Genomic DNA, 22,078 nt, shown 5'->3' with positions numbered 1-22,078 from the left:
GTGCAGGACGACGTCCTCTCCTCGATCCACATCGAGGAGCACGAGGTCGACGCCCGTGACACCAAGCTCGGCCCCGAGGAGATCACCCGGGACATCCCGAACGTCTCCGAGGAGGTCCTCGCCGACCTCGACGAGCGCGGCATCATCCGCATCGGCGCCGACGTCGTCACCGGCGACATCCTGGTCGGCAAGGTCACCCCGAAGGGTGAGACCGAGCTGACCCCGGAGGAGCGCCTGCTCCGCGCGATCTTCGGCGAGAAGGCGCGCGAGGTCCGCGACACCTCGCTGAAGGTGCCGCACGGTGAGTCCGGCAAGGTCATCGGCGTGCGCGTCTTCGACCGCGAGGAGGGCGACGAGCTTCCCCCGGGCGTGAACCAGCTGGTCCGCGTCTACGTGGCCCAGAAGCGCAAGATCACCAACGGTGACAAGCTCGCCGGCCGCCACGGCAACAAGGGTGTCATCTCCAAGATCCTCCCGGTCGAGGACATGCCCTTCCTCGAGGACGGCACCCCGGTCGACATCATCCTCAACCCGCTGGGTGTCCCGTCCCGAATGAACCCGGGACAGGTCCTGGAGATCCACCTCGGCTGGCTCGCCCAGCAGGGCTGGGACGTCTCTGGCCTGGCCGACGAGTGGGCCCAGCGCCTGCAGGCGATCGGTGCGGACAAGGTCCAGGGCGGCACCAACCTCGCCACCCCGGTCTTCGACGGCGCCCGCGAGGACGAGATCACCGGTCTGCTGGACAACACCACCCTCACCCGTGACGGTGAGCGCCTGGTGAACTCCACCGGCAAGGCCCGGCTGTTCGACGGCCGCTCCGGCGAGCCGTTCCCGATGCCGATCTCGGTCGGCTACATGTACATCCTCAAGCTGCACCACCTGGTCGACGACAAGCTGCACGCCCGCTCGACCGGCCCGTACTCGATGATCACCCAGCAGCCGCTCGGTGGTAAGGCGCAGTTCGGTGGTCAGCGCTTCGGTGAGATGGAGGTGTGGGCCCTTGAGGCATACGGCGCCGCGTACGCGCTGCAGGAGCTGCTCACCATCAAGTCCGATGACGTTCTCGGCCGTGTGAAGGTCTACGAGGCCATCGTCAAGGGCGAGAACATCCCCGAGCCCGGCATTCCCGAGTCCTTCAAGGTCCTCATCAAGGAAATGCAGTCGCTCTGCCTCAACGTGGAGGTGCTGTCCTCGGACGGCCAGTCCATCGAGATGCGGGACTCCGACGAGGACGTGTTCCGCGCCGCCGAGGAGCTCGGCATCGACCTGTCCCGGCGCGAGCCGAGCAGCGTCGAAGAGGTCTGACGGAGGTTGGGCCGGCTGCCCGCTGAGCAGCCGGCCCGCCCCCAGGCCCCCCTCAGACCACACGAACGACTCTCGACTTACGAAAGAGGGCTTGACGACCAGTGCTTGACGTCAACTTCTTCGACGAGCTCCGCATCGGCCTGGCCACCGCCGACGACATCCGCCAGTGGTCGCACGGCGAGGTCAAGAAGCCGGAGACCATCAACTACCGCACCCTGAAGCCCGAAAAGGACGGACTCTTCTGCGAGAAGATCTTCGGCCCCACCCGGGACTGGGAGTGCTACTGCGGCAAGTACAAGCGCGTCCGCTTCAAGGGCATCATCTGTGAGCGCTGCGGCGTCGAGGTGACCCGTGCCAAGGTGCGCCGTGAGCGGATGGGCCACATCGAGCTGGCCGCTCCGGTCACCCACATCTGGTACTTCAAGGGTGTCCCGTCGCGCCTGGGCTACCTGCTGGACCTGGCGCCGAAGGACCTCGAGAAGGTCATCTACTTCGCCGCCTACATGATCACCTGGGTCGACGACGAGCGCCGCCAGCGCGACCTGCCGTCCCTGGAGGCGCACGTCTCGGTCGAGCGCCAGCAGATCGAGAACCGCCGCGACGCCGACCTCGAGGCCCGCGCCAAGAAGGCCGAGACCGACCTGGCCGAGCTGGAGGCCGAGGGCGCCAAGGCCGACGTCCGCCGCAAGGTGCGCGAGGGCGCCGAGCGCGAGATGAAGCAGCTGCGCGACCGCGCGCAGCGCGAGCTCGACCGTCTCGACGAGGTGTGGGCCCGCTTCAAGAACCTCAAGGTCCAGGACCTCGAGGGCGACGAGCTGCTCTACCGCGAGCTGCGCGACCGCTTCGGCACCTACTTCTCCGGCTCGATGGGCGCGGCGGCCCTCAAGGACCGCCTCGAGACCTTCGACCTGGCCGAGGAGTCCGAGCGCCTGCGCGAGATCATCCGCACCGGCAAGGGCCAGAAGAAGACCCGTGCGCTCAAGCGCCTCAAGGTCGTCTCCGCGTTCCTGCAGACCACCAACAAGCCCAACGGCATGGTGCTGGACTGCGTCCCGGTCATCCCGCCGGACCTGCGTCCGATGGTGCAGCTGGACGGTGGCCGCTTCGCGACCTCCGACCTGAACGACCTGTACCGCCGCGTCATCAACCGCAACAACCGCCTGAAGCGGCTTCTCGACCTCGGCGCGCCCGAGATCATCGTGAACAACGAGAAGCGCATGCTCCAGGAGGCCGTCGACGCGCTGTTCGACAACGGCCGCCGCGGCCGTCCGGTCACCGGTCCGGGCAACCGCCCGCTGAAGTCCCTCAGCGACATGCTGAAGGGCAAGCAGGGTCGTTTCCGCCAGAACCTGCTCGGCAAGCGAGTCGACTACTCGGCCCGTTCGGTCATCGTCGTCGGCCCGCAGCTCAAGCTGCACCAGTGCGGTCTGCCGAAGGCCATGGCGCTGGAGCTCTTCAAGCCGTTCGTGATGAAGCGCCTGGTCGACCTGAACCACGCGCAGAACATCAAGTCGGCCAAGCGCATGGTCGAGCGCGCCCGCCCGGTCGTGTGGGACGTGCTCGAAGAGGTCATCGCCGAGCACCCGGTGCTGCTGAACCGTGCACCCACCCTGCACCGCCTCGGCATCCAGGCCTTCGAGCCGCAGCTGGTCGAGGGCAAGGCCATCCAGATCCACCCGCTCGTCTGCACCGCGTTCAACGCGGACTTCGACGGTGACCAGATGGCCGTCCACCTGCCGCTCTCCGCGGAGGCGCAGGCCGAGGCCCGCATCCTGATGCTGTCCTCGAACAACATCCTGAAGCCGGCCGACGGTCGCCCCGTCACCATGCCGACCCAGGACATGGTGCTCGGTCTGTTCTTCCTCACCTCGGACCGCGAGAACGTGAAGGGCGCCGGCCGCTCCTTCTCGTCGACCGCCGAGGCGATCATGGCCTTCGACGCCCGCGAGCTGGACGTCCAGGCCCCGATCGAGCTGCGCCTGCCCATCGGCACCGTCCCGCCCCGCGGCTGGACCCCGCCGGTGGACGAGGAGGGCCGCCCGACCTGGTTCGAGGGCGAGTCCTTCCGCCTGAACACCACCCTGGGCCGTGCGCTCTTCAACGAGCTGCTGCCCGAGGACTACCCGTTCGTCGACTTCGAGGTGGGCAAGAAGCAGCTCTCCGCGATCGTCAACGACCTGGCGGAGCGCTACCCCAAGGTCGTCGTCGCGGCGACCCTGGACAACCTGAAGGCGGCCGGCTTCCACTGGTCGACCCGCTCGGGTGTCACCGTCTCGATCTCGGACGTCATCGTCCCGCCGAGCAAGCCCCAGATCCTGGAGGGCTTCGAGGCGAAGGCGGAGAAGGTCCAGAAGCAGTACGAGCGCGGTCTGATCACCAACGACGAGCGCAAGCAGGAGCTCGTCGGCATCTGGACCCAGGCGACCAACGAGGTCGCGGACGCCATGGCCGCGAACTTCCCGAAGACGAACCCCATCTTCATGATGGTCGACTCGGGTGCTCGTGGAAACATGATGCAGATGCGCCAGATCGCCGGTATGCGTGGTCTGGTGTCCAACGCGAAGAACGAGACCATCCCGCGACCCATCAAGGCGTCGTTCCGTGAGGGTCTCTCCGTGCTGGAGTACTTCATCTCCACCCACGGTGCCCGTAAGGGTCTCGCGGACACCGCGCTGCGTACCGCCGACTCCGGTTACCTCACCCGTCGTCTGGTCGACGTCTCCCAGGACGTCATCATCCGCGAGGAGGACTGCGGCACCGAGCGCGGCCTGAAGCTGGCGATCGGTTCCGTCGGCGCCGACGGCGTGCTGCGCAAGGCCGACGACGTCGAGACCAGCGTCTACGCCCGCATGCTCGCCGAGGACATCACGGTGGACGGCAAGCTCCTCGCCACCGCCAACACCGACCTCGGTGACGTGCTGATCGACGAGCTGATCCGCCACGGCATCAGCGAGGTCAAGACCCGCTCGATCCTGACCTGTGAGTCGGCCGTCGGCACCTGTGCCATGTGCTACGGACGCTCGCTGGCCACCGGCAAGCTGGTCGACATCGGCGAGGCGGTCGGCATCATCGCCGCCCAGTCCATCGGTGAGCCCGGTACCCAGCTGACCATGCGTACCTTCCACACCGGTGGTGTGGCCGGTGACGACATCACCCAGGGTCTGCCGCGTGTCGTCGAGCTCTTCGAGGCCCGTACCCCCAAGGGTGTGGCCCCGATCTCGGAGGCGCAGGGCCGGGTCCGCATCGAGGACACCGAGAAGACCCGCAAGCTGGTCATCACGCCGGACGACGGTAGCGACGAGATCGCCTACCCGGTCTCCAAGCGTGTGAAGCTGCTCGTCAGCGAGGGCGAGGCGGTCGAGGTCGGCCAGAAGCTGACCATGGGTGCCACCAACCCGCACGACGTCCTGCGCATCATGGGCCAGCGTGCCGTCCAGGTCCACCTGGTCGCCGAGGTCCAGAAGGTCTACAACTCGCAGGGCGTGTCGATCCACGACAAGCACATCGAGATCATCATCCGGCAGATGCTCCGCCGCGTGACGATCATCGAGTCGGGCGACGCCGAGCTGCTCCCGGGCGAGCTCGTCGAGCGCGGCCGCTTCGAGCAGGAGAACCGTCGCGTGGTCTCCGAGGGCGGTCACCCCGCCTCCGGCCGTCCGCAGCTGATGGGTATCACCAAGGCCTCGCTGGCCACCGAGTCCTGGCTGTCGGCCGCCTCCTTCCAGGAGACGACCCGGGTCCTCACCGACGCGGCGATCCACGCCAAGTCGGACCCGCTGCTGGGCCTCAAGGAGAACGTCATCCTCGGTAAGCTCATCCCGGCCGGTACGGGTCTGCCCCGCTACCGCAACATCCGGGTCGAGCCGACCGAGGAGGCCAAGGCCGCGATGTACTCGGCCGTCGGCTACGACGACTACGACCTGTCGCCCTTCGGCGCCGGCTCCGGCCAGGCGGTCCCGCTGGACGACTACGACTACGGCCCGTACACCGGCTGAGTCCACGGTCACCGAACGCCGCAGGGCGGTCACCCCTTTCGGGTGGCCGCCCTGCGGCGTTCGCGCGTCCGGATCCGTCGCGCGGGGGAGGCGGCGGAACCGCTCCTGCGGGCGAGGCGCCGGCGGGCCGGCCCGGGGGAGTCTCGGGGCGTCGGAGCACGGATGCGGGAGGAGCCGGGGATGAAGCGGGTGCTGGGTGCGGTGGCGATCACGGGGGCGGTGCTGGCCGGGATGTCCGGGTGCTTCGTCGGGGACGACGACGAGCGGCGGGACGTCAGCTACGCGGTGGCCGAGCCGGTCCGGGTGCTGGTCGTCCAGGGCCGCGTCGGCGGGGTGGTCGTGCGCGGCGGCGGCAGCGGGGTGCGGGTCACCGAGCACCAGAGCTACCGGGGGGAGGCGCCCCGGAGCAACCACGAGCTGAAGGACGGGACGCTGACGCTGACCTACGACTGCGAGGACTGCGGGCTCGGCTACGAGGTGGACGTGCCGGCCGGGACGGCCGTGCGGGTGACGGCGGAGACCGGCGGCGTGCGGCTGAGCGGGCTGGCCGGCGAGGTGGAGGCGACGGTCTCCACCGGCGGGGTGGAGGCGACCGGGCTGACCTCGCGGACGGCGCTGCTGCGGTCCGGCACCGGCGGGGTCGAGGCGTCCTTCGCCGCCGCGCCGGCGAGGGTCGAGGCGCGGACCGGGACCGGCGGGGTCCGGTTGTGGGTGCCGGCCGGAGACGCCTACGCGGTGGACGCGAGCACCGGGACGGGCGAGGTGGACGTGGCGGTGCCGCGGCAGCCGGGGGCGCCGCGCGGCATCCTCGCCCGGGCCGAGACGGGTGGCGTGACGGTCGGGCATGGCTGAGAGCGGCGTGCCGAGCATCCCGCCGGTGGGGCATGATCTTCTCCGCGGGGGCGGTGCTCCCGGACTCGGGGGAGGGGTCGCCGTGGGGCGCGTGGCACAGTGGTGGACCCGGTGGGCCGGGGGGAACCCCTACCTGCTGGACGTCCCGCTGGCGTTGTTCTCGTTCGCGGTCTCGCTCTGGTCGGTCCGCAACGACGACACGGACTGGCCCTGGTGGGTCTACGCCATGACGATCGGCACCGCCCTGCCGCTGCCCTGGCGCCGTCGGGCGCCGCTGACGGTGGCCGCGCTCAGCGGTCTGGCGTCGATCCCGGTGTCGGTGGTCGCCCACTCGGTGATGCCGCAGATCCCGGTGTACGCGGTGGTCACCATCTACACGGTGGCGGACCGGGGCCGGGACTGGCAGCGCGGGCTGCTGCTGGGGGTCCTGGTGGTCTCCAACATCCTGGGCACGCACTCGGTGAACGGGGCGTTCTTCAGCCTGCTGCTGACCGTCGGCACCTTCGTCCTCGGTTCGCTGGTGCGGGAGCTGCGCCGGCTCGCCCGGGTGGAGGCGGACCGGGCGCTGGAAGCCGGGCGGCGGGCGGCCAGCGACGCGGCCCGTGCGGTGGCCGAGGAGCGGGCCCGGATCGCCCGGGAGATGCACGACATCCTGGCGCACGCCGTCTCGCTGATGGTCATCCAGGCCGAGGCGGGGCCGTTGGTGGTGCGTGACAACCCGGACCGGGCGATCCGCGCCTTCGACGACATCGCCGGCGCGGGCCGCGATGCGATGGTCCAACTGCGGCGGGTGCTCGGTGTGTTGAAGGAGGACGGCGCGGCACCGGAGCTGTCCCCGCAGCCGCGGCTGGCCGAACTTCCGGCGCTGGCCGCGCGGGTGAGCGGCACCGGGCCGGCGGTCGAGCTGGAGGTGGACCCCTCCGCCGGGCCGTTGCCGGCCGAGGTGGAGGCGGCGGCCTACCGGATCGTGCAGGAGGCGCTGACCAACGCCGTGAAGCACGCCGAGGCCTCGCGGGTGTCGGTGCGGGTGGTCCGCGCGGGGGAGGAGCTGTCGGTCACGGTGGCCGACGACGGGCGCGGGCTGCGGCTGTCGTCGGAGCACGTGGCGAACGGCTGGTCCGGCGGGCGCGGCCTGGTCGGCATCCGGGAGCGGGCGGCGGCCTGCGGCGGCCGGGCCGAGGCCGGGCCGGGCCCGGGCGGCAGGGGTTTCCTGGTGAGTGCCCGGCTGCCCGTGGGCGCAGCGGGCCTGGCGGAGAGGGTGGGCTGATGCAGCCGATACGGGTGGTCGTCGCGGACGACCAGGAGCTGGTGCGGGCGGGGTTCGGGATGATCCTGGACGCTCAGCCGGACATCGAGGTGGTCGGCGAGGCCTGCGACGGGGCCGAGGCGATCGAGGCGGTGCGGGTGCACGAGCCCGACGTGCTGCTGCTGGACGTCCGGATGCCGGTGATGGACGGACTGGAGGCGGCCCGGCGGGTCTGTGCGGAGTACCCGGCCACCAAGGTGATCATGCTGACCACCTTCGACGTCGACGACTACGTCTTCGACGCGCTGTACGCGGGGGCCAGCGGCTTCCTGCTGAAGGACGTCCGCCGGGACGACCTGGCGCACGGCGTGCGGATGGTGGCCTCCGGCGAGGCGCTGCTGGCACCGTCGGTGACGCGCCGGCTGATCGGCGAGTTCGCCGCCCGCCGCCCGGGCGGGCCGGGCGCCGCGGCCCAGGGGGTGCAGGGCGTGCGGGCGCCGTCCCGGCTGCTGGAGCAGCTGACCGTGCGGGAGCAGGAGACGCTGCGGTTGCTGGCCCGCGGGCTCTCCAACGCGGAGATCGCGGCCGAGCTGGTGGTGAGCGAGCACACGGTGAAGACGCACGTCAGCAACGTGCTGGCCAAGCTCGGACTGCGGGACCGGGTGCACGCGGTGGTGTTCGCCTACGAGGCCGGGGCGGTCGTCGCGGGGCAGGCCTGAGCGCGGTTGCGGGCCTGAGGGCGGTTGCAGGCCTGAGCGCGGTTGCGGGGCTGAGCGGGGTGCGGGTCCGAGCGCGGTGCGGGCCCGGGTGCCGTGCACGACCGGGTGCGGTGCGGGGCTGCGTGCGAGGCTGCGTGCAGGGCAGGCCTGAGCGGGGCTCACCCGTGCGGGGGAGGCGGCCACTTCGCCGGTACGGGCGATCCGTGACGAGGGCCGCGGCGGCCAGCATCGGTGGTGTCGGAACGGACCGCAGATTCGGAGCGCACCCCATGGACACCTCGAAGCCCGCCCGCCTCACCCCGCTCGCCGTCGTCGGCGCCCCCGCCCTGATGGGCCTGTACGGCGGCGTCCGGCTGCTGGAGGGCTCCCGTGACCCGGGCCCCGGCTGGCTGGTCGGCCACGGTCTGATGTTCGTCGGACTGCTGCTGTTCGGCGTGGTCCTGGCGGCGCTGCGCCGGGGGCTGCGGCCCCGCGGGGCGCTGGGCCGGCTCGCCGCGAACTCGGCTGCGGGGACGGCCTTCGCGGGCCTGGCGGCCTCGCTCGGGCAGATCGGCATCGACCTGTACGTCGGGGCGGTGGCCGTCGACAAGGCGGACCAGCACCGGCTGTTCGACGCCGTCCAGAGCCGGCCGGGCGTGCTGCCGGCCTTCTACTCGGTCGGACCGCTGCTGTTCTACGTCGGCCTGCTGGCGCTGCTGGTGGCCGCCGCGGCGGGCCGGTCGCGCACGCTGCGCTGGTGGAGCCCGGTACTGGTGCTGGCCGGCACGGCGATGACGGCGGCCGACCTGGCGCTGATCCCGGTGGCCGCGGTGCTCTACCTGGTGGCCCTGGCCCCGCTGGCGGGCCTCACCGGGCTGCGCCGCCCGGTGGCCGCCCGGGCCTGAGAAGGTGTTGGGTAATTGATCAACTGCATGGCGTGATGCGCTGGCGATGATCTTCGTGGGTGACGGGTCCGCGAAGATCACCACCATGTGTGCCTGTTCCTGCAAGCCGTCCTATGACTCGTCGTTGACGGACGCTCAGTGGGCGGTGATCGAGCCGCTGCTGCCCGGGCGGGATCCGCGCCGGGGTGGCCGTCCGTTGAAGTTCCCTCGTCGACTCGTCGTGGACAGCGTCTTGTACGTGCTGGTCACGGGCTGTGCGTGGCGGCTGCTGCCCCACGATCTCGCGCCGTGGGATGCGGCCTACCGGTGGTTCCGCGCCTGGACGGCGGACGGGACCTGGGACCGGGTCCACGATGCGCTGCGCGAGCGGCTCCGGGTGGCGGACGGCCGAGATCCGCAGCCGTCGGCGGCGGTGCTGGACTCACAATCCGTGCGCAGTCACCAGGGCGGCGAGGCCATCGGCTACGACGCGGGCAAGCGCGTTCGGGGCCGCAAGCGGCACCTTCTGGTGGACACCTGCGGCCTCGTGCTGCGGGCGGTCGTGCACTCGGCCTCGGTGCAGGAGCGCGCCGGGGCGAAGCTGGTCCTCGCCGGTGTCCGCGATGCGTTTCCGCAGGTCGGACTGGTGTGGGTGGACGGGGGCTACGTCAACGCGATCGATGCGGGGCTCGTCGGCTGGGCGGCGGAGCGGGAGAACCTGGAGATCGTCGCGGTGCCCCGGAATGCGGATGTGAAAGGCTTCCAGGTGCTGCCCCGCAGGTGGGTGGTCGAGCGGACATTCTCCTGGCTGGGACGGTGCAGACGGTTGGCACGGGACTACGAGCGCAAGACCGCGCACGCCGAAGCGATGATCAAGGTCGCGATGATCCGCCTCATGGCCGCCCGCCTCGCCGACGAGACGATCGAACCCCACGGCCCCATCGAGATCGAAGCAGCCCGCCGCCTCGCCGACGACCTCACGAGCGAGTGATCACCCAGTTACCCAACACTTTCTGAGAGCGGGCCGGCGTGGGGAGAGAGCGGGCCGGTGAGGTCGCAGCGGTGCCGGGCGCCGGAGGAATTCGCTGGCGCCCCCCGACGGGCGGACCGTACCGTCCGGGGCATGAACGCGAAGCGTCCGCTGATCGCCGTGCTCACCGGAGCCGGCATCTCCACCGATTCCGGCATCCCCGACTACCGCGGCCCGAACGGGCTCTGGCAGCGTGACCCGAGCGCCCAGGACCTGGTGACCATCGGCCCGTACCTGGCCGATCCGGACGTCCGCCGCCGGGCCTGGCTGCTGCGCCGGGACGCCGGCGCCCTGGCCGCCGAGCCGAACGCCGGCCACCGGGCCCTGGTCGAGCTGGAACGCAGCGGGCTGCCGATGCGGGTGCTCACCCAGAACGTCGACGGCCTGCAGCAGCGGGCCGGTCTGACGCCCCGCAAGGTCCTCGAACTGCACGGCACCGCACAGGAGGTGCAGTGCGTGGACTGTCGGACGGTCGGCACCATGGCCGAGGCGCTGGAGCGTGTGGCGGCCGGCGAGCCGGACCCGGCCTGCCGGAACTGCGGCGGCATCCTCCGGCCCCGCACGGTGATGTTCGGGGAGGCGCTGGACCGGACGGTGCTCCAGCAGGCCGACACCATCGCCAGGTCGTGCGACCTCTTCGTCGCGGTCGGCACCAGCCTCCAGGTCTTCCCGGTGGCGGGCCTGCCGTTGGAGGCGGTGCGGAGCGGTGCCCGGCTGGTCGTCGTGAACGGCGAGCCCACCCCCTTGGACGAGGTGGCGGCCGAGGTGGTCCGCGAGCCCATCTCCACGGCGCTCCCGGCACTGGTCCGCCGGCTGGTCGAGCAGTACGGCTAGGCCGGGCCGAGCCGTACGGGCCCAAAGCCGGCCCGCCCTGCCGGGCCGGCCCCGGACGCCGTGCGGACCGGCGCTCGGAAGGGGCCTGGACCGGACGGGCCGCGTGCGTACGATGATCACCCCGGCTCCCCCCCCCCTCTCGGCCAGGAGTGATCGATCGATGACGACGACGGCGAAGTTCGACCCCTGGTCGGCGGAGTTCGTGGCCCACCCGTACGACGCGTACGCCGAGCTGCGCGAGCACGCGCCGGTGACGTACTTCGAACCGACCGGCCAGTGGCTGGTGTCCCGCTACGAGGACGTCAGCGCGCTGCTGCGGGACCGGCGGCTCGGGCGGACGTACACCCACCGCTTCACCCACGAGGAGTTCGGCCGGCCCGCGCCCGACCCGGCGCACGAGCCGTTCCACACGCTCAACGACCACGGGCTGCTCGACCTGGAGGGACCGGACCACACCCGGATCCGCCGGCTCGTCTCCAAGGCGTTCACCCCGCGGATGGTCGAGGGCCTGCGGCCGACCGTGCAGCGGCTCGCCGGTGACCTGGTCGACGGGCTGCTCGCGGCGGGCGGCGGCGACCTGATCGCCGCCGTCGCCGAACCGCTGCCGGTCGCGGTGATCGCCGAGATGCTCGGCGTCCCCGAGGCGGACCGGCACCTGCTGCGGCCCTGGTCCGCCGACATCACCGGCATGTTCGAGCTCAACCCCACCGAGGAGGCCGCCCGCCGGGCCGTCGCCGCGAGCACCGAGTTCTCCGACTACCTGCGGGCGCTGATCCGCGAGCGCCGGGCCGCCCCCGGCGGCGACCTGATCAGCGCGCTGATCCAGGCCCAGGAGGGCTCGGACGCGCTCAGCGAGCAGGAGATGGTCTCCACCTGCGTGCTGCTGCTCAACGCCGGCCACGAGGCGACCGTCAACACCACCGGCAACGGCTGGTGGGCGCTGTTCCGCAACCCCGACGAGCTGGCCAGGCTGCGCGCCGACGTGGACGGCCTGCTGCCGACCGCCGTCGAGGAGCTGATGCGCTGGGACACCCCGCTGCAGATGTTCGAGCGCTGGGTGCTGGAGGACATCGAGCTGCGCGGCGTCACCATCCCGCGCGGCGCCGAGATCGCCCTGCTCTTCGGCTCCGCCAACCGCGACCCGGCCCGTTTCGCCGACCCCGACCGGCTCGACCTCGGCCGTGCCGACAACCCGCACATCACCTTCGGCGCGGGCATCCACTTCTGCCTCGGTGCCCCGCTCGCCAGGCTGGAGCTGAGCGAGTCGTACGGCGCGCTGCTGCGCCGGGCGCCGGGCCTGCGGCTGGTCCGCGAGCCCGAGTGGCGCCCGGGCTACGTGATCCGCGGGCTGCAGGAGCTGCTGGTCGAGGTCTGAACCGGCCGGCGGCACCCGGCCGGGTGAACCGAACGGGGGCGAACGGAGCCGTCGGCGCCGGGCGGGCCGTGGAACCGGTCGCGCGGCGGGTACGTCGAACCGCCATGACGAGCCGCACGCACGGAACCCCGTTCCCCGCCCACCGCCCGGCGGTCCTGCTCCTCACCGCCGCGCTCGCCGCGCCGCTGATCGCCGGGTGCGGCAGCGGCGCAGCCGGCGCGCCGATCGTCGTGCGGGCCTCCGCACCCGCCTCCCTGCCGCCCGCCGACCCGGCCCGGATCGCGGCGACCGCGACCGCCGCCAACGCCTTCGGCCTCGACCTGCTGCGCACCCTGACCGCGACGCCCGACCAGGCCGGGCGGAACCTGGTGCTCTCCCCGTCCGGCCTGGCGACCGTGCTCGCCATGGTGCTGCCCGGCGCCCGCGGCACCACCGCCGACGAACTCGCCAGGGCGCTGCACACCGACCTCCCCCCGCAGCAGTACGCCGTCGCCATGGGCGCCCTCGGCCGCGGCGTCCCGCCCGCCGACGGCCTGACCCTCCGCCAGGCCGACGACCTCTGGGTCCAGCAGGGCTTCCCGCTCGGCCAGGACTACCTGGCCACGCTGGCCGCCGCCTTCGACACCGGCGTGCACCCGGTCGACTTCCTGAAGCATCCGGACGACGCCCGCAAGACCGTCAACGCGGCGGTGGAGAAGGCGACCGAGGGCCGGATCAAGGACCTCTTCGGTCCGCACGGGATCAACCGGGACACCCGGCTGGCCCTCACCGACGCGCTCTACCTCAAGGCGAAGTGGGCCTCCCCGTTCAAGGCCGTGAACACCGCGGACCGGCCGTTCCACCGCCTCGACGGCTCCACCCCGGCGGTCAGCACGATGAGCCAGACCGAGACCCTGCGCTACGCCGAGGGCTCCGGCGGCATCCTCGGCGAGCCGTGGCAGGCCGTCGAGCTGCCCTACGCCGGCGGCCGGCTGGCGATGGACGTGGTGGTGCCCGCGCAGGGCGGGTTCGAGGCCTTCCGCAGGGGACTCGACCAGACGCAGCTGGCCCTGATCCTGGACTCGCTCGCCGAGCGACAGGTCGACCTGGCGCTGCCGCGCTTCCACTTCGACACCGCCAACGAGCTCACCCCCGCCCTGCGCGCGCTCGGCGTGCAGGCGGCCTTCGGCCCGGCCGACTTCGGCGGCATCCCCGGCCCCGGCAGCAACGAACGGCTGGTGATCGGCACGGTCGTGCAGAAGGCCACCGTCCAGGTCGACGAGGAGGGCACGGTCGCCGCCGCCGGCAGCGGCGTCGGGCTGGAGGCGACGGCCGCGCAGGCCCCCGAGCAGCCCGCCGTACTGCACGTCGACCGGCCGTTCCTCTTCGTGGTCCGGGACACCGCCAACGGGCGGCCGCTCTTCCTCGGCCAGGTCACCGACCCCCAGGCGCACTGAGCCGGGAACGCGGCGGCCCGCGCCCGGTGCCGGCCGGGCCGCTACCAGGCCGGGTAGCGGTCGCCGAGCGCCGGGTGGGCCGGCTCCCGGCTGCCGAACAGCACCAGCAGGTCGTCCGCGACCCGCAGCAGCGTCTCGTTGCCCTCCACCGCGTCGGTCCAGGCCCTCGGCAGCGCGTCGGCGCCGTACGCCGCGCCCACCAGGTTGCCGCAGACCGCACCGGTGGAGTCGCTGTCCCCGGAGTGGTTCACCGACAGCAACAGCGCGCTCCTCGCCGGGTCCGGCTCCGAGGCGGTGGCCAGCAGGCAGTACACCGCGACGGCCAGGCACTCCTCGGCGATCCAGCCGAGCCCGACCCGCTCCACCGCCTCCGCCGACGGCTCGGCCTCCTCAGCCACCCGGACGGCCCTCGCCAGCGCCTGGACGGTCTCCTTGGAGGCCGGCCAGTCCCGGGTCTGCTCGACGGTCAGTCCGACCGCCGTCCACGGCTCCACCCCGTCCGCCAGCCGCTCCACCAGCGACGCGAACGCGCCCGCCGCCAGGTAGCCGGTCGGGTGCCCGTGGGTCAGCTGCGCGCACTGCGCCGCCAGCCCGAAGGACTGCTCGGCACCCAGCCGGGCCAGCCCGAACGGTGCCGAGCGCATCACCGTGCCGCACCCCTTGGAGTGCGCGTTGATCGGCCCGGGCTGCCCGAACGGCGCCGGCGCCTCGAACTCCGGGTGGTAGGACACCCCGGTCAGGCAGGCGTTGCCCGGCGCCCGCCGCGCGTACAGGAACGGCTGCCGCAGCAGCCAGCCGTCGAACGGTCGGGGGAGCGGGTGGCGGTCCGGCGCGCCCTGGTTCTGCGTCAGCAGCCAGCGCCGGTAGGCGCCGTGCACGGCCTCCGGCACCGAGCCGCCGCCGCCCGACCAACCGCGGACGAAGCCGCGGATCAGGCCCTCGGCGGTGAACAGCGTCATCTGGGTGTCGTCGGTGACCTCGGCGATCCGGCCGCCCGACGGCAGCCCGGTCACACCGGCCTGGCCGTACTGCCCGCGGATCTGGTGCAGCTGCTGGAACTCCACCGGCCAGCCCAGGGCGTCGCCGACCGCGCCGCCGAGCAGCGCGCCGCGCACCCGGTCCGGGTATTTGGGCTCGGTCACCGTCGCTCCCCCTCGTTCGTCCCGGAGTCCGTTCTATCAGGCCGGCCCGCGGCCACCGGGGCGTCCCGGCCGGGCCGGGGACTCCCTTCCGGACCTGCGGGCGGGCGACAAGATCCGAAAGGGGAGGCCCTAGCGGCGGATCTCCCCGGCCCGGCCGTGCAGGGCGGCCCGGTCGGCCGCCGCACGGCCCGCCACCCAGCCCTCGCCGTCGCTCACCCGGACGCGCTGCGAGACCAGCTTCGGGAACATCCGCCCCACCTCCTGGTCCACCGCCTCGGTGCGGGCCGCCAGCGCGGGCAGCAGCCGCTCGTCCGGCGCCAGGTGCTCCTCGGTGCCGTCCTCGCGCAGGTGCCGCCCGGTCGCCGCGCCCTCGGTGACCCGCTCGGTCGCCGCGGTCAGCCGCTCGCGGATCCGCGCCGCGTACGCCACCAGGAAGGACTGCCGGAACGCCTTGGTGCGGGAGGCGCCGTCCAGGTGCTGACGGGAGCCCGCCTTCTGCATCGCGTGCGTCATCTGCACCAGTAGCGACGTGTAGAGCAGCTCGACCCCGTCCAGGTCGCCGTCGAAGCCGACGACCGTGCAGAAGCCGAACTCCTTCGCCCAGACCACCCGGCACCGGTTGGCCGCGGCCACCGCGTCCAGCAGCATCGTCTTCGGGCCCTCGTACGGGTTGTCCACGCCGATCCGCAGCGCCCCCGGGGCGTTCCGGTCGGGGCCGCCGGCCGCCAGCAGCGCGTCGTCGATGCTGTGCTGCGCCATCAGCTGCTGGGCCTTGGCGGTCAGCGCCTCGGCCTCCTCCGGGTACTCGGTGGACTCCGCCTTCGCCAGCAGCGCCCGGATCCGGGAGAGCATCCGCGGCTCACCCGGCACCGGCCCCTGCGCCCGCTGTTCCGCCCGGGGAACGCCCGCGGCCCGGCCGCCGGGCCCGGGGGCCGGGCCGACCGGCGCGATCGGGGGCAGCCGGCCCCACGTCCGCAGCAGCTCCAGCGCCGCCGTCGCCAGCGCGAAGCGGTCCACCCGGTGGCGGTGGGCGAAGGCGGCCAGGTACGCCTCGTCGCCCTGCCACCAGACCTCGGCCTCCAGCTCGCGCAGCTGCTCCAGCCAGCGCCGGTCCAGGGCGGCCGCCGGGTGGCGCCGGCCCTCGGCGGCGATCAGGTCCACCGCCAGCGCCAGGTGCACCGGCTTCAGCTCCCGCCGGACCACCCGGGCCAGGTCGGCCGGCCGCCAGCCCGCCGACCAGCAGCGCCCCACCGCGGTGTCCGCGTACCCGAGCAGCGCCCGGCTCACCGCCGGCCACTGGGCCGGGACGGCGGCCAGCAGCGAGGCGCCGGTGTCCAGGGCGAGGTCCAGCCCGTCCTCGGGCGCGGTCAGCACCGCCCGGACCGCCCGGTCCAGCAGCGGTGCCGCGCCCCCGTCCGCCCCGGCCTGACCCTGCTGCCTGCGCCTGCCCACGGTGTGCCTGCCCTCGTCGCTCGTCCCGCCCTGCGGTCAGGACAGCCTCCCGCCCATGATGCCGGAGCGCCCGGCCCCGCGACCGGGAGCGGCCGCCCGTGCCGGGCTCCCGGTGCCCGCCTCGGCCCCGGCGGCGCGTCGATACGGTGCCGGGAAGGCGGCGCCGGGAAGGCGGGGCGGGGGGCCGGACAGCGGGGGCCGGCGGTCCGAAGGGCGGGGCGCGGGACCGGCTCGCAGCCGGCCGCGCAAAGTGGCAACTACTCAGGGCCCCGGTTCGTCCTGCACTATGAAGGGCAGTGAGCGCGCGGAGCGCGCCGGGGCGTCGGAGGTGTCGGATGGCCGTTCAGCCGTGGGGCGAGCAGGGCTCCGGGTACGGGGCGCCGCCGCCGCACGTGCCGGTCAAGCCGTACCCCCAGCCGTGGCAGCCCGTGCAGGCGCCGCAGGTGCCGCAGGCGGCCATGCGGGCCGCGCACACGGACCGGGACCGCACGGTGGACGTGCTGAAGGCCGCGTACGCCGAGGGGCGGCTCTCCGCCGACGAGTACGGTCAGCGCTTCGAGGCCGCGAGCTCGGCGCAGACCTACGGCGAGCTCGCCCGGCTGGTCGCCGACCTGCCGTCCGGCCCGATGGTCACGCCGATGACGATGGCGGGCGCGCCGGTGCCGCAGACCTTCCTGCCGCCCCCGCCGCCGCCGTCGCGGCCGACCAACGGCGCCGCGATCGCCTCGCTGGTGCTCAGCCTGGTCGGACTGGGGCTGCCGGCGGTGATCGCCGGCCACATCGCCAAGGGCCAGATCCGTGAGCGCAACGAGGACGGCGACGCGATGGCCACCGTGGGTCTGGTCCTCGGTTACCTGGAGTGCGTGATGTGGAGCCTCTTCATGCTGGTGGTGCTCTCGGTCGGCTGAGTCCGGCGCCGGCCGGCCCGGGCGTCCTCCGACCCATTCGGGGCGCCTCCGGTGGCGGTCGGCGTCGAGGTGTGATAGAGCGGCATCAGGAGTGGCCCGACACCGGGCGGCCGCGCGCGGGACACCCGCGCGACACCCGGCCGACGGCCGCGACCTGCGGCGTTCCATTTGTTTTGACCGCGCCCGATGCGCTAGGTACGCTCTGACCTTGTGCCTGGGGTGTCCCCGGGTCCTTGTGCGTGCATGCACACCGGTCGCCGCGCCAAGCCGGAGCGCCTTTCGGCGCGCCGCGCGTGAGCGCCGTCGCTGTACAGCAGCCCATGGGATTCCGTGCCGGAATAAACCCAACACACCCGACCGCGTGGGTCGACCACGGGGCCGTGTGCGACGGGAACACCGCAGGTTAGTTCCACCAAGCCTTGGCACACAGAAAACGGAGAAACGGTGCCTACGATCCAGCAGCTGGTCCGAAAGGGCCGGCAGGACAAGGTCGAGAAGAACAAGACTCCCGCGCTGAAGGGCTCCCCGCAGCGCCGTGGGGTCTGCACGCGTGTGTACACGACCACCCCGAAGAAGCCGAACTCGGCTCTCCGCAAGGTCGCCCGTGTGCGCCTCACCAGCGGGATCGAGGTCACCGCTTACATCCCGGGCGAGGGCCACAACCTGCAGGAGCACTCCATCGTGCTGGTGCGCGGTGGTCGTGTGAAGGACCTTCCTGGTGTCCGCTACAAGATCATCCGCGGTTCGCTCGACACCCAGGGTGTCAAGAACCGCAAGCAGGCCCGCAGCCGCTACGGCGCCAAGAAGGAGAAGTAAGAATGCCTCGTAAGGGCCCCGCCCCGAAGCGCCCGGTCATCATCGACCCGGTTTACGGCTCCCCGGTCGTCACCCAGCTGGTCAACAAGATCCTGCTGCACGGCAAGCGCTCCACCGCCGAGCGGATCGTCTACGGCGCCCTCGAGGGCGTCCGTGAGAAGACCGGCTCCGACCCGGTCGTGACGCTGAAGCGCGCGCTGGAGAACGTCAAGCCGGCCCTCGAGGTCAAGTCCCGCCGTGTCGGTGGCGCGACCTACCAGGTTCCGGTCGAGGTCCGCCCGGGCCGTGCCAGCACCCTGGCGCTGCGCTGGATGGTCGGTTACTCCCGCGCCCGTCGCGAGAAGACCATGACCGAGCGCCTGATGAACGAGATCCTCGACGCCAGCAACGGCCTGGGCGCTTCCGTGAAGCGTCGCGAGGACACCCACAAGATGGCCGAGTCCAACAAGGCCTTCGCGCACTACCGCTGGTAGTCCGTACCCCGTCACTAGACAGAGAGAGAACGAGCCACCATGGCTGCAACCTCCCTTGACCTGGCCAGGGTCCGCAACATTGGGATCATGGCCCACATCGACGCGGGCAAGACCACCACCACCGAGCGGATCCTGTTCTACACCGGTGTCTCGTACAAGATCGGTGAGGTCCACGATGGCGCTGCCACCATGGACTGGATGGAGCAGGAGCAGGAGCGCGGCATCACGATCACGTCGGCCGCGACGACCTGTCACTGGACGGTCGACGGCGTCGACAACACCATCAACATCATCGACACCCCGGGCCACGTCGACTTCACCGTCGAGGTGGAGCGTTCGCTGCGCGTGCTCGACGGTGCCGTGACGGTGTTCGACGGTGTCGCGGGTGTCGAGCCCCAGTCCGAGACCGTGTGGCGGCAGGCTGACCGCTACGGCGTCCCGCGCATCTGCTTCATCAACAAGCTGGACCGCACGGGCGCGAACTTCTTCTTCTGCGTCAAGACCATCGTGGACCGCCTCGGCGCGACCCCGCTGGTCATGCAGCTGCCGATCGGTGCCGAGTCGGACTTCCAGGGCGTTGTCGACCTGGTCCGCATGAAGGCGCTGGTCTGGTCCGCCGAGGCCGCCAAGGGCGAGATGTACGACATCGTCGACATCCCGGCCGACCTGCAGGAGCAGGCCGCGGAGTACCGCGAGCAGCTGATCGACACCGTGTCCAACGTCAGCGACGAGATCATGGAGCTCGCCCTCGAGGGCGAGGAGATCCCGGTCGAGCTGCTGCAGGACGCGATCCGCAAGGGCACGCTGAACTCGGACTTCACCCCGATCTTCTGCGGCACCGCGTTCAAGAACAAGGGCGTTCAGCCCCTGCTCGACGCCGTCGTCAAGTACCTGCCGTCCCCGCTGGACATCGAGTCCATCGAGGGCACCAAGCCGGGCGACGACACCGTCAAGATCTCCCGCAAGGCCTCGGACGACGAGCCGCTCGCCGCGCTCGCGTTCAAGATCATGTCGGACCCGCACCTCGGCAAGCTCACCTTCGTCCGGGTCTACTCGGGCCGCCTGGAGTCCGGCACCTCGGTGCTGAACGCCGTCAAGGGCAAGAAGGAGCGCATCGGCAAGATCTACCGCATGCACGCGAACAAGCGTGAGGAGATCGAGTCGGTGGGCGCCGGCGACATCATCGCCGTCATGGGCCTGAAGCAGACCACCACCGGTGAGACGCTGTCCGACGAGAAGAACCCGGTCATCCTGGAGTCCATGGACTTCCCGGCCCCGGTCATCCGCGTCGCGATCGAGCCCAAGTCCAAGGGTGACCAGGAGAAGCTGGGTGTCGCCATCCAGCGTCTCGCCGAGGAGGACCCGTCCTTCCAGGTCAACACGGACGAGGAGACCGGCCAGACCATCATCGCGGGTATGGGCGAGCTGCACCTCGAGGTGCTCGTCGACCGTATGCGCCGTGAGTTCAAGGTCGAGGCCAACGTCGGCAAGCCGCAGGTCGCGTACCGCGAGACGATCCGCCAGGCCGTCGAGCGCATCGACTACACCCACAAGAAGCAGACCGGTGGTTCCGGTCAGTTCGCCAAGGTGCAGATCGCGATCGAGCCGCTCGAGCAGACCGAGGGCTACGAGTTCGTCAACCTGGTCACCGGTGGTCGTGTGCCGCGGGAGTACATCCCGTCGGTCGACGCCGGCTGCCAGGAGGCCATGGAGTTCGGTGTCCTCGCCGGTTACCCGCTCCAGGGCGTCCGCGTGAAGCTGCTCGACGGTGCGGCGCACGACGTCGACTCCTCCGAGCTCGCGTTCAAGATCGCCGGTTCGATGGCCTTCAAGGAAGGCGCCAAGAAGGCCAAGCCGGTCCTTCTTGAGCCGATGATGGCCGTCGAGGTCACCACGCCCGAGGACTACATGGGCGACGTGATCGGCGACATCAACTCTCGCCGTGGCCAGATCCGGTCCATGGACGAGCGTCACGGTGCCCGCGTCGTCACGGCGCTGGTGCCCCTCTCCGAGATGTTCGGCTACGTCGGTGACCTGCGCAGCAAGACCTCCGGTCGCGCGAGCTACTCGATGCAGTTCGACTCGTACGCCGAGGTTCCGCGGAACGTGGCGGACGACATCATCGCCAAGGCCAAGGGCGAGTAAGGACCGGCGCCAGCCGGCCCCTTATCCGAGGCCGCAGTACGTCCCGACATTCGGGACGATTGCGAACCCTTAGGCTATTAGGAGACAACCCGGGAGGATCCAGCCGGATTCTCCCGGGGGCCTCCGGCCCCCACCCGCGGGACGGCATGGGGTGCTCCGGCACCCCGTACCCAACCCGATCAAAGACCAACTGACGTCAGCACGGCGTACAGAACTGTCCTCAGGAGGACTGCAGTGGCGAAGGCGAAGTTCGAGCGGACGAAGCCCCACGTCAACATCGGCACCATCGGTCACATCGACCACGGTAAGACGACCCTTACCGCGGCCATCACCAAGGTGCTGCACGACGCGTACCCGGAGATCAACCCCTTCACGCCGTTCGACCAGATCGACAAGGCGCCGGAGGAGCGGCAGCGCGGTATCACCATCTCGATCGCGCACGTCGAGTACCAGACCGAGGCGCGTCACTACGCCCACGTTGACTGCCCGGGTCACGCGGACTACATCAAGAACATGATCACCGGTGCGGCCCAGATGGACGGTGCGATCCTCGTCGTCGCCGCCACCGACGGCCCGATGCCGCAGACCAAGGAGCACGTCCTCCTGGCCCGCCAGGTCGGCGTCCCCTACATCGTCGTCGCCCTGAACAAGGCCGACATGGTGGACGACGAGGAGATCCTGGAGCTCGTCGAGCTCGAGGTCCGTGAGCTCCTCTCCGAGTACGAGTTCCCGGGCGACGACCTGCCGGTCGTCCGCGTCTCCGCGCTGAAGGCGCTGGAGGGCGACAAGGAGTGGGGCGAGAAGCTCCTCGGCCTGATGCACGCGGTCGACGAGAACATCCCGACCCCGGCCCGCGCCGTGGACCAGCCGTTCCTGATGCCGATCGAGGACGTCTTCACGATCACCGGTCGTGGCACCGTCGTCACCGGTCGTATCGAGCGCGGCATCCTGAAGGTCAACGAGACCGTCGACATCATCGGCATCAAGGAAGCCAAGACCACCACCACGGTCACCGGCATCGAGATGTTCCGCAAGCTGCTCGACGAGGGCCAGGCCGGTGAGAACGTCGGTCTGCTGCTCCGTGGCATCAAGCGCGAGGACGTCGAGCGCGGCCAGGTCATCATCAAGCCGGGCTCGGTCACCCCGCACACCGAGTTCGAGGCCCAGGCCTACATCCTGTCGAAGGACGAGGGTGGCCGCCACACCCCGTTCTTCAACAACTACCGCCCGCAGTTCTACTTCCGTACCACGGACGTGACCGGCGTCGTGACCCTCCCCGAGGGCACCGAGATGGTCATGCCGGGCGACAACACCGCCATGTCGGTCGTGCTGATCCAGCCGATCGCCATGGAGGAGGGCCTGAAGTTCGCCATCCGTGAGGGTGGCCGCACCGTCGGCGCCGGCCAGGTCACCAAGATCATCAAGTAATCGACGATCTGACCTGCCTGCTCCACAGGCATCCGAAGGGCCCCGCACACCCCGGTGTG

16 protein-coding genes and 1 pseudogene are annotated in these 22,078 nt (G+C 71.4%); 15 read left to right on the top strand and 2 right to left on the bottom strand.

Annotated elements, in window-relative coordinates; translation table 11 throughout:
• The 10 genes and pseudogenes from MCM47_RS20190 to MCM47_RS20145 form a co-directional block, all read left to right on the top strand.
• Positions 1–1,305 (top strand): annotated as a pseudogene (locus MCM47_RS20190) (DNA-directed RNA polymerase subunit beta); the annotation flags it as partial.
• 101 nt (positions 1,306–1,406) lie between these two features.
• A complete protein-coding gene (locus MCM47_RS20185) occupies positions 1,407–5,300 on the top strand; it encodes a DNA-directed RNA polymerase subunit beta' (RefSeq protein WP_238863011.1) in 3,894 nt (1,297 codons plus the stop codon).
• Between the two features lie 180 nt (positions 5,301–5,480).
• Positions 5,481–6,152 (top strand): DUF4097 domain-containing protein, encoded by a 672-nt coding sequence (locus MCM47_RS20180; protein WP_238863010.1) that lies wholly within the window; start codon positions 5,481–5,483, stop codon positions 6,150–6,152.
• 82 nt (positions 6,153–6,234) lie between these two features.
• Positions 6,235–7,419, top strand: a complete 1,185-nt coding sequence (locus MCM47_RS20175) for a sensor histidine kinase (RefSeq protein ID WP_238863009.1) — start codon at positions 6,235–6,237, stop codon at positions 7,417–7,419.
• On the top strand, positions 7,419–8,117 hold the full coding sequence (locus MCM47_RS20170; protein ID WP_238863008.1) for a response regulator transcription factor: 699 nt from the start codon (positions 7,419–7,421) through the stop codon (positions 8,115–8,117). The genes MCM47_RS20175 and MCM47_RS20170 overlap by 1 nt, the downstream gene beginning before the upstream one ends.
• Positions 8,118–8,386: 269 nt before the next feature.
• Positions 8,387–9,001, top strand: a complete 615-nt coding sequence (locus MCM47_RS20165) for a hypothetical protein (RefSeq protein ID WP_238863007.1) — start codon at positions 8,387–8,389, stop codon at positions 8,999–9,001.
• Positions 9,002–9,086: 85 nt separating this feature from the next.
• Complete coding sequence (locus tag MCM47_RS20160) at positions 9,087–9,971, top strand: IS5 family transposase (protein ID WP_238863051.1); 885 nt, start codon at positions 9,087–9,089, stop codon at positions 9,969–9,971.
• A 132-nt stretch (positions 9,972–10,103) separates the two neighbouring features.
• The gene (locus tag MCM47_RS20155; RefSeq protein ID WP_238863006.1) at positions 10,104–10,844 is read left to right on the top strand and encodes a Sir2 family NAD-dependent protein deacetylase; all 741 of its coding nucleotides are present in this window, start codon (positions 10,104–10,106) and stop codon (positions 10,842–10,844) included.
• Positions 10,845–11,004: 160 nt separating this feature from the next.
• Positions 11,005–12,219 carry a cytochrome P450 gene (locus tag MCM47_RS20150; RefSeq protein WP_238863005.1) on the top strand — a complete coding sequence of 405 codons (1,215 nt, stop codon included), beginning with the start codon at positions 11,005–11,007 and terminating at the stop codon, positions 12,217–12,219.
• 104 nt (positions 12,220–12,323) lie between these two features.
• Entirely contained in the window at positions 12,324–13,655 is a 1,332-nt protein-coding gene (locus MCM47_RS20145) for a serpin family protein (protein ID WP_238863004.1), read from the top strand.
• Between the two features lie 41 nt (positions 13,656–13,696).
• On the opposite strand, the gene MCM47_RS20140 is transcribed toward MCM47_RS20145, so the two are convergent.
• Together MCM47_RS20140 and MCM47_RS20135 are read right to left on the bottom strand one after the other, a co-directional pair.
• The gene (locus tag MCM47_RS20140; RefSeq protein ID WP_238863003.1) at positions 13,697–14,797 is read right to left on the bottom strand and encodes an ADP-ribosylglycohydrolase family protein; all 1,101 of its coding nucleotides are present in this window, start codon (positions 14,795–14,797) and stop codon (positions 13,697–13,699) included.
• A 129-nt stretch (positions 14,798–14,926) separates the two neighbouring features.
• Positions 14,927–16,249, bottom strand: coding sequence for a DUF2786 domain-containing protein (locus MCM47_RS20135; RefSeq protein WP_238863002.1), 1,323 nt, complete (start codon positions 16,247–16,249; stop codon positions 14,927–14,929).
• A 335-nt stretch (positions 16,250–16,584) separates the two neighbouring features.
• Between MCM47_RS20135 and MCM47_RS20130 the strand changes: the two genes are divergently transcribed.
• From MCM47_RS20130 to tuf, 5 genes are all read left to right on the top strand, one after another.
• Positions 16,585–17,157, top strand: a complete 573-nt coding sequence (locus tag MCM47_RS20130; protein WP_238863001.1) for a DUF1707 and DUF4190 domain-containing protein — start codon at positions 16,585–16,587, stop codon at positions 17,155–17,157.
• Between the two features lie 444 nt (positions 17,158–17,601).
• A complete protein-coding gene (gene rpsL, locus MCM47_RS20125; RefSeq protein WP_014144289.1) occupies positions 17,602–17,973 on the top strand; it encodes a 30S ribosomal protein S12 in 372 nt (123 codons plus the stop codon).
• Positions 17,974–17,975: 2 nt separating this feature from the next.
• Positions 17,976–18,446 carry a 30S ribosomal protein S7 gene (gene rpsG, locus MCM47_RS20120; RefSeq protein ID WP_030055803.1) on the top strand — a complete coding sequence of 157 codons (471 nt, stop codon included), beginning with the start codon at positions 17,976–17,978 and terminating at the stop codon, positions 18,444–18,446.
• 39 nt (positions 18,447–18,485) lie between these two features.
• Positions 18,486–20,591, top strand: a complete 2,106-nt coding sequence (fusA, locus tag MCM47_RS20115; protein ID WP_238863000.1) for an elongation factor G — start codon at positions 18,486–18,488, stop codon at positions 20,589–20,591.
• 234 nt (positions 20,592–20,825) lie between these two features.
• The gene (gene tuf, locus MCM47_RS20110; protein ID WP_238862999.1) at positions 20,826–22,019 is read left to right on the top strand and encodes an elongation factor Tu; all 1,194 of its coding nucleotides are present in this window, start codon (positions 20,826–20,828) and stop codon (positions 22,017–22,019) included.
• The last annotated feature ends 59 nt before the right edge of the window (positions 22,020–22,078 follow it).

The organism is Kitasatospora sp. A2-31 (genome assembly GCF_022288725.1).
In the GTDB taxonomy this organism is placed as follows: Bacteria; Actinomycetota; Actinomycetes; order Streptomycetales; family Streptomycetaceae; genus Kitasatospora.
Note: the sequence above shows the minus strand (reverse complement) of the source record. Positions and strands in the feature narration are given on the sequence as shown.

Coding starts and splice junctions, on each gene's coding strand:
- MCM47_RS20170 (WP_238863008.1), top strand. CDS start 7,419: ATGCAGCCGATACGGGTGGTCGTCGCGGACGACCAGGAGCTGGTGCGG.
- MCM47_RS20130 (WP_238863001.1), top strand. CDS start 16,585: ATGGCCGTTCAGCCGTGGGGCGAGCAGGGCTCCGGGTACGGGGCGCCG.
- MCM47_RS20160 (WP_238863051.1), top strand. CDS start 9,087: ATGTGTGCCTGTTCCTGCAAGCCGTCCTATGACTCGTCGTTGACGGAC.
- MCM47_RS20165 (WP_238863007.1), top strand. CDS start 8,387: ATGGACACCTCGAAGCCCGCCCGCCTCACCCCGCTCGCCGTCGTCGGC.
- MCM47_RS20150 (WP_238863005.1), top strand. CDS start 11,005: ATGACGACGACGGCGAAGTTCGACCCCTGGTCGGCGGAGTTCGTGGCC.
- rpsG (WP_030055803.1), top strand. CDS start 17,976: ATGCCTCGTAAGGGCCCCGCCCCGAAGCGCCCGGTCATCATCGACCCG.
- MCM47_RS20155 (WP_238863006.1), top strand. CDS start 10,104: ATGAACGCGAAGCGTCCGCTGATCGCCGTGCTCACCGGAGCCGGCATC.
- MCM47_RS20180 (WP_238863010.1), top strand. CDS start 5,481: ATGAAGCGGGTGCTGGGTGCGGTGGCGATCACGGGGGCGGTGCTGGCC.
- fusA (WP_238863000.1), top strand. CDS start 18,486: ATGGCTGCAACCTCCCTTGACCTGGCCAGGGTCCGCAACATTGGGATC.
- MCM47_RS20145 (WP_238863004.1), top strand. CDS start 12,324: ATGACGAGCCGCACGCACGGAACCCCGTTCCCCGCCCACCGCCCGGCG.